Below are 13,316 nucleotides of genomic sequence, written 5' to 3' on the forward strand. Positions count from 1 at the left end.
ATGTTAGCGCTCGTTCACATTCTGCGACATCGCGAGCGCTTGTGTCTTTGACCGCAAAGTCCGTACGTTCGGGTGATGCAGCTCACCCCGTTCCCGCGGTCACTCGACTATCCCGAGGTCCCGGTCGGCTCGGTGCTCGCCGGCGCCGCTGCTCGCTGGGGCTCCCGCACGGCCTTCGCCCACGGAGAGCGGAGCCTCACCTTCACCGAGACGTACAGCGCGGCCTGCCGGTTCGCGAACGCCCTGCGTGCCGAGGGCATCGGCCGGGGCGACGTCGTGGCGCTCCACCTGCCGAACTGCCTGGCGTACCCGATCGCGTACTACGGGACGCTGCTCGCGGGGGCCACCTTCAGCCCGGCGAATCCACTGCTCCCGCCGGCCGACCTCGCCTTCCAGCTGGCCGACGCCGGGGCGGTCGCCGCCGTCACCGTCGGCCCGGTCGCCCGCGTGCTGGCTTCGGTCCGCGACCAGACCTCGGTGCGGCTGAGCATCGTCGTCCACCCGCCGGACGGCCTCGCCGAGGGAGAGGTCGAGTTCACGGAGTTCTACTCCGGTCACTCCGACGAGCGGCCGGACGTGGAGATCGACATCTACCGCGACCTCGCCCATCTGGCGTACACCGGCGGCACCACCGGACGGTCGAAAGGCGTCTGCCTGCCGCACCGGAACGTCGTGGTCAACAGCCTGCAGAGTTCCTGCTACCGGCTGGGCGCGGTCCCCCGTGTCGACGCCTCGGGCGAAGTGATCGTCGAGCAGATCGGCGGCCCGGACGAATGGCCGTCCCGGATCGGCACCGGGATCGCCCTCAACCTGACGCCGTGGTTCCACGCGATGGGCACCATCGCCGCGCTCAACGTCCCGCTGCTCGACGGCGGCACCATCGTCCTGCACGACCGCTTCGACCCGGCCGCGTACGTGGCCGACGCCGAACTGCTGCGGGTCACCACCATCGGCGGGGCGCCCGCGCTGTTCGCCGCCCTGCTCGCCTGCCCCGAGTTCCACACGGCCGACCTGTCTTCGGTGCTGACCATCGGCTCCGGCGCGGCGCCGATGAACCACGAGATGATCCGCGCCCTGCAGAACCGCTTCCCCGGCGTGCTCATCATCGAGGGCTACGGCCTCACCGAGGTCACCATGGGCGCCGTCATCGCGCCGGCTTATCGGTCCGCCGTCCGGAAGGTCGGTTCGGTCGGCCTGCCGCTCCCCGACACCGAGATCAAGATCGTCTCGGCCGAAGGCGGCGAGGATCCGTTGCCCGCCGGGGAAAGCGGCGAGGTGTGCCTGCGTGGCCCGCAGGTGATGACCGGCTATCGCAACCGGCCCGAGGAGACCGCGGCCGCGCTCGTCGACGGCTGGCTGCACACCGGCGACATCGGCCTGATCGACGAGGACGGCTATCTGTCCATTGTGGACCGCAAGAAGGACATGCTTCTGTACAAGGGATACAACGTCTTCCCGCGCGAACTCGAAGAACTGCTGATCACCCTGCCCGGCGTCACCGCGGCGGCCGTCGTCGGCAAACCGGACACCGAGGTCGGCGAGCTGCCGGTCGCGTTCGTGGTCCGCAGCGACGAGAACGTCACCGCCGAACAGCTCCTGGAGGCCGTCAGCGCCCGCGTCCTGCCGTACAAACGGCTGCGGGCGATCCACTTCGTCGACCAGATCCCGGTCTCGGCCGCCGGGAAGGTGCTCAAGCGGGAACTACGAAAGCAGCTCGCCGAGTGATCTCCCGCATTTCGTCCTCTGAATGCGGTAGTTCGAAGGCGAACTACCGCATTCAGAGGACGAAATGCGTCAGCTTTCGAGGACGCGTTTGCGCAGCGCGGCGTCCTTGTCGAGTACGAGCTGCTCCAGATCCGCCTGGAACCGGGCCATCTTCGCCTGCAGGCCCTCGTCGGACGCCGCGAGGATGCGGACCGCGAGCAGACCGGCGTTCCGTGCCCCGCCGACGGAAACCGTCGCGACCGGGACACCGGCGGGCATCTGCACGATCGAGAGCAGCGAGTCCATGCCGTCGAGGTACTTCAGCGGCACCGGAACCCCGATCACCGGCAGGACCGTCGCCGAAGCGACCATGCCCGGAAGGTGCGCGGCGCCGCCGGCACCCGCGATGATCGCGCGCACGCCACGCGAAGCGGCCGAAGTCGCGTAGTCGAGCATCCGCTGCGGAGTGCGGTGCGCCGAATAGACGCCGACCTCGTACTCGACGCCGAACTCTTCTAGGGCCTGCCCGGCCGCTTCCATCGTCGGCCAGTCCGAATCGCTGCCCATGATCAGGCCAACCTGCGGCGACATTCTCAAATACTCCTAGTGGATCTCGTAGCCGTCGAGCCAGACGGCGTGGGAAAGCCAGTGCGCGGCGAGCAGCGCGCGATCACGCAACTCCTCCATGCGTTCGCCCACGAGGTTGACGTGGCCGAGTTTGCGGCCGGGACGTTCTCCCTTGCCGTACAGGTGGACGCGGATGTCCGGGTACCGCGCGAACAGGTGGTGCAGCCGCTCGTCCGGCCCCATCTCCGGTGTCTCGGGCGCGCCGAGGACGTTCGCCATCACGCAGGCGGGGGCGATCAGGTCGGTCAGCCCGAGCGGGTAGTCGAGCACGGCCCGCAGGTGCTGCTCGAACTGCGACGTCCGAGAGCCGTCCTGCGTCCAGTGCCCCGAGTTGTGCGGGCGCATGGCGAGTTCGTTGACCAGCAGGCCTCCGTCGGTCTCGAACAGCTCGACGGCGAGCAGCCCGGTCACGTTCAGCGTCGCCGCGATCCGCAGCGCGAGATCCTGCGCCTCCTGCGTGCGCTCGACGCTCAGCCCGGGCGCCGGAGCGAGCACCTCGGTGTTGATCCCGCCGGACTGCACGGTCTCCACGACCGGCCACGCCGCGCCCTGCCCGAACGGGGACCGGGCCACCAGCGCGGACAGTTCGCGCCGCATGACGACCTTTTCCTCGACCAGCAAAGGAGTTCCGGCGTCGAGCAGTTCGGGGACGGTCTCGCGCGCGTGCTGCGCGGTGTCGAGCATCCAGACGCCGCGGCCGTCGTAACCGCCCTGCGCCGCCTTGAGCACCACCGGCCAGGAGTGCTTGTCAGCAAAGGAGATCACGTCGTCCACAGAGGACACTTCGGCGAAGTCGGGGCCGGGGATCTCGAGTCCGGCCATCATCTCGCGCATGACGAGCTTGTTCTGCGCCATCGACAACGCGGCCGGATCGGGCCGGATGGTGACGCCTTCCATCGCGAGCGTCAGCAGGTGCTCACCGGGGACGTGCTCGTGGTCGAAGGTCAGCACGTCGACCCCGGCGGCGAACGAGCGCAGCGCTTCGAGGTCGGTGTGGTGCCCGTGCACGACCTCGCCCGCGACGAGGCCGGCGGATTCGTTCTCCCCGGCGGCCAGCACGCGCAGGGACTGGCCGAGGGAGATCGCCGCCTGGTGGGTCATCCTGGCCAGCTGTCCGCCGCCCACCATGCCCACGATCGGAAGACCGGTTCGTTTGTCCACTGGCCGAAGTTCTCTTTTCCGCTGAGGCCACATTCAATACTGCGAGAGCAGATTACTTGGCCGCCACCGCCGCGACCTGGGCGGACCCGCGTCGCAGCTCCCGCACGGCCAGTCCTGTGATGGCGATCGCAGCGGCGAGGACGTAGACGTTGCCGAGCAGCGACCAGCCCAGCCCCCAGCCGAACTCGGTCACCCCGCCGTTGGGCACGAGCATGATCACGCCGCTCGCGAACAGCACCGCGACGCCCGCGGCCGGAACCCAGGACCGGCGGATGACGAGCAGGACGAGCAGCGGCACCGTCCACACCCAGTGGTGTGACCACGACACCGGCGAGACCAGCAGCCCGTAGAACGCGGTCACCAGCAGCGCCCCGACCGGGTCGCCACGGCGGTGCAGGCGCACGACCAGCCAGACCGCGGGTACGGCGAGGACGGCGGCGATCGCGATGGCGACCGCCAGTGACCACGGCGCGAGTTCCGAAGCGCGGTTCACCAGGCCGTTGAGTGATTGGTTGAAGATCCAGTGCACGGAGCCGACCCGGCTGGGGTCGGTCGCCGATTCGGTCCAGAACCGGACGGCGTCGCCGGGGATCACCGCGAACATCACGGCTTCGAGCGCGACGAACGTGCCGAGCGCCCGCAGCGCGTCCTTCCAGCGGCCGGTGAACAGCAGATGCGGTACGAAGATCAGCGGCGTCAGCTTGATCGCGGCCGAGATCCCGATCAGCACCCCGGCCCAGCGCGAACCGCGGGCCGAAAGCACCAGGACGTCGAGGACGATCAACGCCATCAGGATGAGGTTGATCTGCCCGAGGAAGATCGTCTTCCAGACCGGCTCCAGCGCCAGCGCGCCCGCCGTGGCCAGCGGCAGAACCCACCACCGGGTGATCGGGGCGCCGCACGCGCGGGCGACCACGGAGATCACGACGCTCAGGCAGACCAGGGAGAGCGCGCCGGCGACGCCCCAGGTCAGTCCCGCCGGGACGATCGCGAGCGGCAGGAACAGCGGCGCCGCGGCCGGGGTGTAGGTGAACGGCAGCAGCACCCACGGCGGCAGCGTCGTGAGCGCTTCGCGCGTGTAGAGCGGTTCACCCTTCAGCAGGGTGAGGGCACCGGCGCGGTAGACGGCGCTGTCCGCGCCCAGATGCCATTCGCCGAGCCAGGCGACGACGCCCAGCGCGAGCATCGCCAGCGCGAGCGCGCCCGCCAGCGTGGCCCCGACGACCCGGGGCTCAGCCGCCGGACGCGACTTCAGCATGCTCGTCGTCGCTCCCCACGGCGCCGTCCCCCGTGCCCCGCTTCCGGCGCAGGTACCACCAGCGCCCGGCCAGCGCGAGCGCCAGCACCAGCGGCATGAAGATGTACGCGCTGCCGAGGATGTTCTGCCACACCTTCCAGTGCAGCTCGACGTTGCGGCCGTTCGGCAGGATCAGCAGCACGCAACTGATGAAGACGAAGAACACCGCGAAGGTGCCGAGCCAGCGTTTCCACGCGGTGGCGGGCGTGGTCTTCGGCAGCCGCGAGACCAGCAGGACGACCAGCGGCGCCACCCACACCCAGTGATGGGTCCAGGAGATCGGCGAGATCAGCAGGATCCAGAACGCCGTCACCAGCATCGCCGCGAGCGCCTGCCCCTTGCGGTGGAAGCGCAGCACCAGCCAGATCGCCGGGATCGCGAGCAGCGCGCCGATCCCCATCGCCGCCTTCGACGCCCAGGGCGCGAGTTCGGTGAAGCGGTTCATCAGCGCGTTCAGCGACTGGTTGCCCGCCCAGTGCACCGGGCCGATCCGGCCGGTGTCGGGCAGCGTGTAGGTCCAGTACCGGGCGGCGTCGTGCGGGATGATCAGGAACATCAGTCCCTGCAGCACGATGAACGTGATGAGCCCGCGGATGGCGTCCATCCGGCGGCCGGTGATGAACAGATGCCCCAGGAAGACGATCGGGGTGAGCTTGACCGCGGCCGCGACGCCGACGAGCACCCCGCCCCAGCGGCTGCCCCTGGCCCCGATGACCAGGATGTCGAGCATCACCAGCGCCATCAGGATGATGTTGATCTGGCCGAGGAAGGTCGTGCGCCACACCGGCTCGAGACCGAGGAAGACCAGGAAGAACGCGATCGTGGACCGGGCGGGCGAGGCCCACCAGCGGGGGCCGTCGGTCGACGGCTTCGGCAGCGCGCCGATGGCGATCCGGACGCACAGCGCCAGCGCGAGCAGCGAGACCGCGGTCAGGAGCCCCCAGGCGACCTGCGTCGGAACCAGCGCGAGCGGGATGAAGAACAGCGCCGCCGTCGGCGGATAGGTGAACGGCAGCAACGCCCACCACGGCTCCACCGGAAGCGTGTTCGCGTCGTACAGCGGATCACCGTTGAGCAGTGTCTCGGCGCCGGCGCGGTACACCGCGCTGTCCACGCCGAGCACCCAGTCGTGCTGCCAGCCCCAGATACCGAAACCGATCGCGACCAGCGGGATCACCGACAGGATCAGGATCGATCGCGGCCGGACGGACAAGCGGGCGAGCGACCTCCGCAGCGACAGACGATGCTGCGGGCGGCTCGCCGAAACGTCGCCATTGGTGTCGGCGGGAACAGTCCGGGTCACGGAAACAGGAAATCATGAACCGGGTCGTCGCACCTCGACAGGGTCGGCCGTGACCTGGAGAACGTCTCGCGTCACCCGGCTCAGGACAGTGCCTAGGACCGGGCGAGGGAGCCGAGGAGATCGCACGCCTGGTCGTAGGTCGCCGGGAGCCGGACGGCCGAAATCTGCGGACGGCCGGTGTCCCGCAGCTGGACGTCCACCGAAAGCCGCTCGTTGAGCGCCCTTCGCAGCGCGACGCCGGACGAAGCGAGCCTCGCGTCCTTCGAGACCAGTGCGCCCGCGACGGACGGCCCGAGCGAGGCGACACTCTCCCCGCCGTCGAACACCTGCTTCAAGGCGTCCGCGACCAGGATCATCCCGGTCAGGCGGGGCCAGCCCGCGACCGAGCTGAAGTCCATCGAGACCACGAGCAGGGTGTACACGTCAGCGACCGGCCGCTCGTCACGGCGGGCCTGGCGGTACAGCTCACTCAATCGGGTCCTCAGGTACGCCGCGGTGGGCAGTCCGGTGAGCGGTTCGGTGACTTCGGTGTTCACGAGCTGATCGGTCGCCACGTCCGCCCACGCCAGCGCCGTCACCCGGAGTAACCGGGACGGGGTGGTGTCGACATCCGGTGCGATGAACCCGTCCACCGCGTCCGGGTCGGCGAGCACAGCGTGCAACGCCGCGAGATCCGCGAGCGTTTCCGCCAGCCCGGCACCCGCCGCGGCGCGCGCCCGGCCCAGTCCCGCGAGGGCGGTTTCCGCCACTTCGGCGGAGGCGACCCGGCCGTTCTTGATCACCGCCGCGCAGACGGCGTCGACCTCGGGGAGGCCCCAGTCACTGGGGAAACGCCAGCCCGCCGCCAGGCTGGCCGTCCGCCAGCGGGCCCGCAGGGCGCGAAGAGAGCGATCTCGTTCGAACCGGTTCCAGGCGGCTTGCCCGTCGGGCGCACCAGTCGCCGGTACGTCCACTACCCACCGCCCCTTCCGTTCCGGATCTTTTCGATCTTGCGATCGCTTCACGGTGGGGACGCCGGTCCACGTCGTGCGTGACGGCGTTTTCCAAGGATCTTTCCGAACTCTTCGGTAACCCGTCCTGGGTGAAGGCGTTGCGCTCTCCGGGTCATCGACAGGGCCGCGAGGTGACGTGCGTCGCCCGGTCCGTCACACTGAGCGTGTTCGGGCGTTAGGAAGAGTAGACCCGCCTAACCCGCATGATGAAGGAGTCCCGTGTCCACCGTTCCCGCCGATCTCTCCGGTAAGAGTGACGCCGAGCTGATCGCCGAGGTGCGTGACGGGAAGATCGCGTCTTACGGAACGCTCTACGAACGTCACGCCGGCGCCGCGCACAATCTCGCCCGTCAGCTGGCCCGCTCGAGTTCCGAAGCCGACGACCTGGTTTCGGAAGCCTTCGCGAAGGTGCTGGACACGCTGCGTGGTGGCAAGGGCCCCGACGCCGCGTTCCGCGCGTACCTGCTGACGGCGCTCCGGCACACCGCGTACGACAAGACGCGCAAGGACAAGCGCGTCGACCTGAACGAGGACATGTCCGACGTCGGCGGTGCCGTCGGCGAAGCGCTGACAGTCCCTTTCTCCGACACCGCCGTCGCCGGGCTTGAGCGCACGCTCGCCGCGAAGGCGTTCGCCCGGCTGCCCGAACGGTGGCAGGCGGTGCTGTGGCACACCGAGATCGAGGGACAGAGCCCCGCCGAGGTAGCGCCGCTGCTGGGGCTGACCGCGAACGGCGTCTCCGCGCTCGCCTACCGCGCCCGTGAGGGTCTGCGGCAGGCGTATCTGCAGGTCCACCTGGCCGAGAACTCCGCCGAACGCTGCCGCGCGAGCGCGGACAAGCTCGGCGCGTGGACGCGCGACGGGCTGTCCAAACGCGAACGCGCCCAGGTGGAGAGCCACCTGGACGAATGCGAGAAGTGCCGCGCGCTGGCCGCGGAACTGGCCGACGTCAACACCGGTCTGCGCGGGATCATCGCGCCGATCGTGCTCGGTGGCGCGGCTCTCGGTTACCTGGCGACGACCGGGGCGGGCAAAGCCGCCGCGGCCACCGCGGCCGGGACGGCCCTCACCGCGGGCACGACTTCGGCCGCCGTGGCCGGTGCGGCGGGTTCGAACACGAGCGGTGCCGCCGGTGCCGCCGCGGCCGGACCGCGCCAGTTCGCCACGGTGGCCGGATCGAGCGCGGCCATCGTCGCCGCCGTCGCGGTGGCGCTCGCCGCCGGTGGCGGCACCCAGGAGATCCCGGCGGCCGCGGCCGTCCCGCCGCCCGCCGTGGCACCGGCTCCCACGCCGGCGAAGCCGCCGGTCGTTCCTCCGGCCGTGCCACCCGCGCCTCCTGCTCCGCCCGCGCCTCCCGCGCCACCCGCCCCTCCCGCGGAGCAGCCACCGCCGGCCCAACAGCCTCCGCCTCAGCAGCCGCCGCCCGCATCTTCGCCGGCGATCCCGGCACCACCGGTGATGACGGCGTCGACCCCCGCGGGGGGCATCCGGCTCGAACCGGGCAAGGACGCCGACCTGCCGATCACCGTCCGCAACGACGGTGGCTCGAAGTCCGAACCTGTCGCGGTGTCGCTGGAACTGCCGAAAGGTGTGACGGCCGTTCCCGCCGGTGGCGGCGGCGCGATGGGTGCCAACGGTTTCCGGCAACAGGGACCGGCCCCGATCACGGTGCGCTGCCCCGGTGGCAGCGGCACCGTGACCTGCAAGACCGGTACCGGTCTCGAACCAGGCCAGTCCGCGGTGCTGCTGTTCCGCTTGAGCGCCGACGAAACGGCCACGGAAGGCGTGGTGCGGGGCTCGATCACGGCCGGCGCGCAGATCAGCGTGAAGGTCGAGGTGAAGGTCACGGTGCCGGCGCCGAAGCCGCCGCCGAAGGACGCTCTCACGCTGTCGGCCAAGAGTGACGATCTGTCGGCGTTCCCTTGGAACCGCAATCCGCTGGTGCTGGTCCGCGTCAAGAACACCGGCGAGACGACTAAGCCGGTGACGATCACCCTCGATCACCGCGTGCTCAGCTCCTGGAGCGTGTACGGCATTCCATGCACCCCGACCGCCGAAGGCGCTTCGTGCACTTCGCGCGGCTCGCTGACTCCGGGACGTCAGGCGACTCTGTGGGTCCGGCTGAAGGGCCGCCCGGCGGACAACGTCCCGGTGTCGGTGAACGCCACTCTCGGTACCGCGAAAGCCGGTCCTGAGCGGGTCTACTTCGATTGCTGGCGTCACTGGTGCGACGACAACGCGCTCCTTCCGCCGACCACTGTGCCTTCACTGCCTTCGGTCACTTCGAAGCCTCCGTCCACTTCGCAGATGCCGAAGCCGGGACGGCCTGGGTGGCCTTCGCCGTCGAAGAAGCCTTCGCCTTCCGCGACGTCTTCGGAACCGGCGAAGCAGGAGCCCGCCCCGCCTGCCGCGACCACGAGCGCGCCGCCGCGACCGGGCAAGTCGAAGCCGACCACTCAGCCCAACGGAGTGGTGGACCGCGTCTTCGAGTAGCGTGCCCCGCATGCTGGGGAGGCATCGGGAACTGCTGCGGTTCGCCGTGGTCGGCGGTGCGAGCTTCGTCATCACGATGACGATCAACTACGGGCTCAAATTCACCGTGCTGACCGACAAACCGGTGACCGCGCTGATGATCGGCGTCCTGGTCGCGACCGTTTTCTCGTACGTCGCGAACCGCGAATGGTCCTTTCGTTTCCGCGGCGGTCGCGAGCGCACCCACGAGGCGGCGCTCTTCTTCCTGCTCAGCGCGATCGCGCTCGGCCTCAACGCGCTTCCGCAGCTGATCTCGCGGCACGTGCTCGATCTGGAACAGCCGCACGTCGGGCTGCTGACGCAGGAGATCGCCGATTTCGTCAGCGGCGTCGTCATCGGGACCCTGCTCGGCACGGTGTTCCGCTGGTGGTCGTTCAAGAAATGGGTCTTCCCGGTGGCCGACGCGCGGCCGCGGCTGGTGCGGGGCGAGGGGCGTCGCGCCGACGACATCCCCGAGGACCCGGCCGCCTGACCCGCGGAATCCGGAAACGCCCAAAGCGTCCTATAACGCTCCGCCCATCCCCCTCCCAGCCCATTCCGCGGCCCGCGCGAATTAGACTGGTCGGGTGACCGTGGTCGAAACCGTCCTTTCCCGGACGCCCGAGCCGCTCCGATCGGTGCTGATCAAGCACCGTGAGCTGCTGAAGTTCGCGATCGTGGGCGGCACCACGTTCCTCGTCGACAACGGCGTCTGGTACCTGCTGAAACTCAGCGTGCTGGAATCGAAGCCGACCACGGCGAAGGCGATCGCGATCATCGTCGCGACGATCGTGTCCTACATCCTCAACCGCGAATGGTCGTTCCGGACCCGCGGCGGCCGCGAGCGGCATCACGAGGCTGCGCTCTTCTTCGTGATCAGCGGTATCGCCGTGGTGGTGAACCTGATCCCGCTCTACACGTCGCGGTACATCTTCGATCTCGAAGTGCCGCACGTGACGCGGTTCGTCCAGGAGTTCGCGGACTTCACGAGCGGGTCGATCATCGGCATGTTCCTGGCGATGTTCTTCCGGTTCTGGGGATTCAAGAAGTGGGTCTTCCCCGACGAGCTGGGCCAGCGCCGCCGGGACAGCGACGAGCCGGACGACGACGTCGTTCCCCTCCGCTGAGCACCCACGGGAAAGTACTTGCCAAAAGACATGTGATTGCCTAAGGTCATCCATGTCAACGTTCCTTCACTGATGACGCCGGCCGGGTTCGTACGGTCGAGCGGGACGAATTCGAGGTGATCGCCAAGCGCGAAGAGGACCGCATCCGGTTCGGATGACGGTTGAGCCTTTTCCCGTCTTGGCGGGGATACAGAGCACCGCTCTGTGTCCTTCGCGTTCCCTCGTTTCTTCCAGTGAACGGATTCCTTTCTTGAGCACCGCTCTCGGCGCGCCTCCGCGCGCCCGAAACACCCTTGCCCTCGTCGGGCTCTTCGCCGCCGTCTTCCTGGCGATGCTCGACGCCCAGGTCGTCGCGACCGCCCTGCCGCGGATGGTCGCCGAACTCGGCGGCGCCACGTCGTTCGCCTGGGTCACCACCGCCTATCTACTTTCGGGCAGCGTCAGCGCGCCGGTCTACGGAAAACTCGGCGACCTCTTCGGCCGCAAACGCGTCGTTCTCGTCGCGATCACGCTGTTCGTCCTCGGCTCCCTCGCCTGCGCGCTCGCGCCGACGATGCCGCTGCTGATCGCCGCCCGCGTCCTGCAGGGCATCGGCTCCGGCGGCCTGTTCGTCGCGGTCGCCGCGATCATCGGCGAACTGTTCCCCGGCCGCGAAGGCGCCCGCTATTTCGCCTGGTTCTCGATCTGTTTCGCCGGGTCCTCGCTCGCGGGCCCGGTCGTCGGCGGCGTGCTGACCGACTTCGCGGGCTGGCGGTCGATCTTCGGGCTCAACGTGCCGATCGGGCTGGCCGCGTTCGTCGTCGTCGCGCGCTTCCTGCGGCTCGAACGACGCCGGACGACCGCACCGTTCGATTTCGCGGGCATCGTCGTCCTGTCCGGCGCGATCGTCGGCTTGACGCTGGCGACGCCCTTGTCCGCGTCGATCGGCGTGGTGCTGCTCGTCGCCTTCCTGGCCATCGAACGCAGGGCGGCCGAACCGGTCGTCCCGCTCCGGCTGTTCCGCGCCAGGATGTTCAGCCTGAGTGTGCTGGCCAGTGCCGCGGCCGGGTTCGTCTTCCTGGGATCGGTCAACTATCTCGCGCTCTTCCTGCAGACCGCGGGTGGCGCCGGGCCTTCGGAAGCCGGACTGCTCCTGCTGCCCATGACGCTGGCTGTCGCCGCGTCGTCGATGGTCGCGGGCCGGATCATCGCCAAGACCGGCGCCTACCGCTGGGCACCGATCCTCAGCATGACCCTCGGCCTGGCCGCCGCGCTCGCCATGTCCACAATGGACGAAGCGACACCACTTCCGCTCGTTGTCGCCTACCTCGTCGTGTTCGGCGCCGCGGCCGGGCTCAACATGCAGGTGCTTTCCATGGCGGCGCAACAGACCGTCGCCCGGACCGATCTCGGCGCCGTTTCGGCGACCGTCGGCTTCCTGCGGTCCCTCGGCACCACCGCCGGGCTGACCGTTTTCGGCGCGGTGTTCACCAGTTCGTTCGGCACCGACAGTCCCGCCGGGTACGCCTCCGCGCTCAACGGCGTGTTCTGGGTGATGGTCCCCGCCCTGGCGATCGGCCTCGCCGCTTCCCTCTTCCTGCCGCGCGTTTCCCTGCGGCGCAACCACTAAGGAGTTTTCGATGATTCTGGTTCTCGGTTCCACCGGCAAGATCGGCCGCGAACTCGTCCCCGCCCTGCTGGACAAGGGCGCCCGCGTGCGCGCTCTGACCCGCGACCCCGCCCGCGCCCGGATCGATCCGCGTGCCGAAGTCGCCACCGGCGATCTCGACGCCTTCGACCCGGCTCTGCTCGACGGCGTCGAGCGCGTCTTCGTCCTGACCTCCGGGCACGGTGCCGACCCGCTCGCCCAGGAACGAGCCGTACTCAAGGCCGCGGCCGGTGTCGCGCACGTCGTCAAGCTGTCGACCACCGGAGTCCACTTCGGACAGACCGATCCGATCTCCCTGGTGCACACCGCGGCCGAGCAGGCCGTGCGCGAGGCCGGGCCGGACTGGACGATCCTGCGTCCCGGCACGTTCATGGACAACCGGTTCGCCTGGCTGCACGCCGTGCGCGGCGACGGCGTCATCCGCGTCCCCGAAGGCGATCCGGCGTCCGCGCTGGTGCACGTCCGCGACATCGCCGAAGTCGCCGCGACCGTGCTGGCCACCGACGGGCACGCGGGCAAGACGTACCCGATCACCGGCGGCGAAGCGCTGACGACGCGGCGACAGGTCGAGATCCTCGGCGACACCCTCGGCCGGAAGCTGACTTACGTCGAGGAGCCCGAGGCCGACGCCCGCGCCCGGATGCTCGGCTTCGGCTGGCCCGCTTCGGCGGTCGACGGGATCTTCGAGCTCAAACGGCAGTCCGCCGGGAACGAGGAGATCGTGTTCGACACCGTTCGCGAGCTTCTCGGGCGGGCGCCGCTGACGTTCGGTGACTGGGCCCGGGAGCACGCCGCCGCCTTCGCCTGACCTGTGGAAAGAGAGCAAGGGACCTTTGCTGTCGCCTGGGCTTGGGGGTACATGAAGGCCCCCTTGCTTGCGCCTGGCTCCGTGAAGGACCCCTTCATGTACTTGGGCCTGGCGTGAAGGGCGAGTTTCCTCGGCTGA

General features: G+C 69.4%; 11 protein-coding genes. 6 read left to right on the forward strand and 5 right to left on the reverse strand.

From position 1 onward, the window contains the following. Positions 1-75 precede the first annotated feature (75 nt). Positions 76-1,725, forward strand: coding sequence for a class I adenylate-forming enzyme family protein (locus IE302_RS25715; RefSeq protein WP_191257046.1), 1,650 nt, complete (start codon positions 76-78; stop codon positions 1,723-1,725). Positions 1,726-1,794: 69 nt separating this feature from the next. Here the strand turns inward: IE302_RS25715 and purE are convergent, their stop codons facing one another. The 5 genes from purE to IE302_RS25740 all read right to left on the reverse strand — a co-directional run bounded on the left by purE (position 1,795) and on the right by IE302_RS25740 (position 7,045). After that, entirely contained in the window at positions 1,795-2,295 is a 501-nt protein-coding gene (gene purE, locus IE302_RS25720; RefSeq protein ID WP_191257047.1) for a 5-(carboxyamino)imidazole ribonucleotide mutase, read from the reverse strand. Between the two features lie 12 nt (positions 2,296-2,307). After that, on the reverse strand, positions 2,308-3,492 hold the full coding sequence (locus tag IE302_RS25725; protein ID WP_191257048.1) for a 5-(carboxyamino)imidazole ribonucleotide synthase: 1,185 nt from the start codon (positions 3,490-3,492) through the stop codon (positions 2,308-2,310). Positions 3,493-3,544: 52 nt separating this feature from the next. Continuing rightward, entirely contained in the window at positions 3,545-4,750 is a 1,206-nt protein-coding gene (locus IE302_RS25730; RefSeq protein WP_191257049.1) for a glycosyltransferase 87 family protein, read from the reverse strand. Then, the gene (locus tag IE302_RS25735; RefSeq protein WP_191257050.1) at positions 4,725-6,092 is read right to left on the reverse strand and encodes a glycosyltransferase 87 family protein; all 1,368 of its coding nucleotides are present in this window, start codon (positions 6,090-6,092) and stop codon (positions 4,725-4,727) included. Before IE302_RS25735 ends, IE302_RS25730 begins: the two co-directional genes overlap by 26 nt. 92 nt (positions 6,093-6,184) lie before the next feature. Then, entirely contained in the window at positions 6,185-7,045 is an 861-nt protein-coding gene (locus IE302_RS25740) for a GGDEF domain-containing protein (protein WP_191257051.1), read from the reverse strand. Between the two features lie 258 nt (positions 7,046-7,303). On the opposite strand from IE302_RS25740, the gene IE302_RS25745 reads away from it, so the two are divergent. From IE302_RS25745 to IE302_RS25765, 5 genes are all read left to right on the forward strand, one after another. Further along, on the forward strand, positions 7,304-9,577 hold the full coding sequence (locus IE302_RS25745) for a sigma-70 family RNA polymerase sigma factor (RefSeq protein WP_191257052.1): 2,274 nt from the start codon (positions 7,304-7,306) through the stop codon (positions 9,575-9,577). A gap of 10 nt (positions 9,578-9,587) precedes the next feature. Next, a complete protein-coding gene (locus tag IE302_RS25750) occupies positions 9,588-10,088 on the forward strand; it encodes a GtrA family protein (RefSeq protein ID WP_191257053.1) in 501 nt (166 codons plus the stop codon). A 94-nt stretch (positions 10,089-10,182) separates the two neighbouring features. Further along, positions 10,183-10,722 carry a GtrA family protein gene (locus tag IE302_RS25755; RefSeq protein WP_191257054.1) on the forward strand — a complete coding sequence of 180 codons (540 nt, stop codon included), beginning with the start codon at positions 10,183-10,185 and terminating at the stop codon, positions 10,720-10,722. Between the two features lie 250 nt (positions 10,723-10,972). Continuing rightward, complete coding sequence (locus IE302_RS25760) at positions 10,973-12,331, forward strand: MDR family MFS transporter (protein WP_191257055.1); 1,359 nt, start codon at positions 10,973-10,975, stop codon at positions 12,329-12,331. Positions 12,332-12,341: 10 nt separating this feature from the next. Continuing rightward, positions 12,342-13,178 carry an NAD(P)H-binding protein gene (locus IE302_RS25765; RefSeq protein ID WP_191257056.1) on the forward strand — a complete coding sequence of 279 codons (837 nt, stop codon included), beginning with the start codon at positions 12,342-12,344 and terminating at the stop codon, positions 13,176-13,178. Positions 13,179-13,316: the final 138 nt, after the last annotated feature.

Origin of the sequence: Amycolatopsis oliviviridis, from assembly GCF_014654365.1 — a bacterium.
Lineage (GTDB): Bacteria > Actinomycetota > Actinomycetes > Mycobacteriales > Pseudonocardiaceae > Amycolatopsis > Amycolatopsis oliviviridis.

Bases quoted from the DNA above. Each gene is read 5' to 3' on its own strand.
- IE302_RS25730 (WP_191257049.1), bottom strand. From the start codon at position 4,750: ATGCTGAAGTCGCGTCCGGCGGCTGAGCCCCGGGTCGTCGGGGCCACG.
- IE302_RS25715 (WP_191257046.1), top strand. From the start codon at position 76: ATGCAGCTCACCCCGTTCCCGCGGTCACTCGACTATCCCGAGGTCCCG.
- purE (WP_191257047.1), bottom strand. From the start codon at position 2,295: ATGTCGCCGCAGGTTGGCCTGATCATGGGCAGCGATTCGGACTGGCCG.
- IE302_RS25765 (WP_191257056.1), top strand. From the start codon at position 12,342: ATGATTCTGGTTCTCGGTTCCACCGGCAAGATCGGCCGCGAACTCGTC.
- IE302_RS25750 (WP_191257053.1), top strand. From the start codon at position 9,588: ATGCTGGGGAGGCATCGGGAACTGCTGCGGTTCGCCGTGGTCGGCGGT.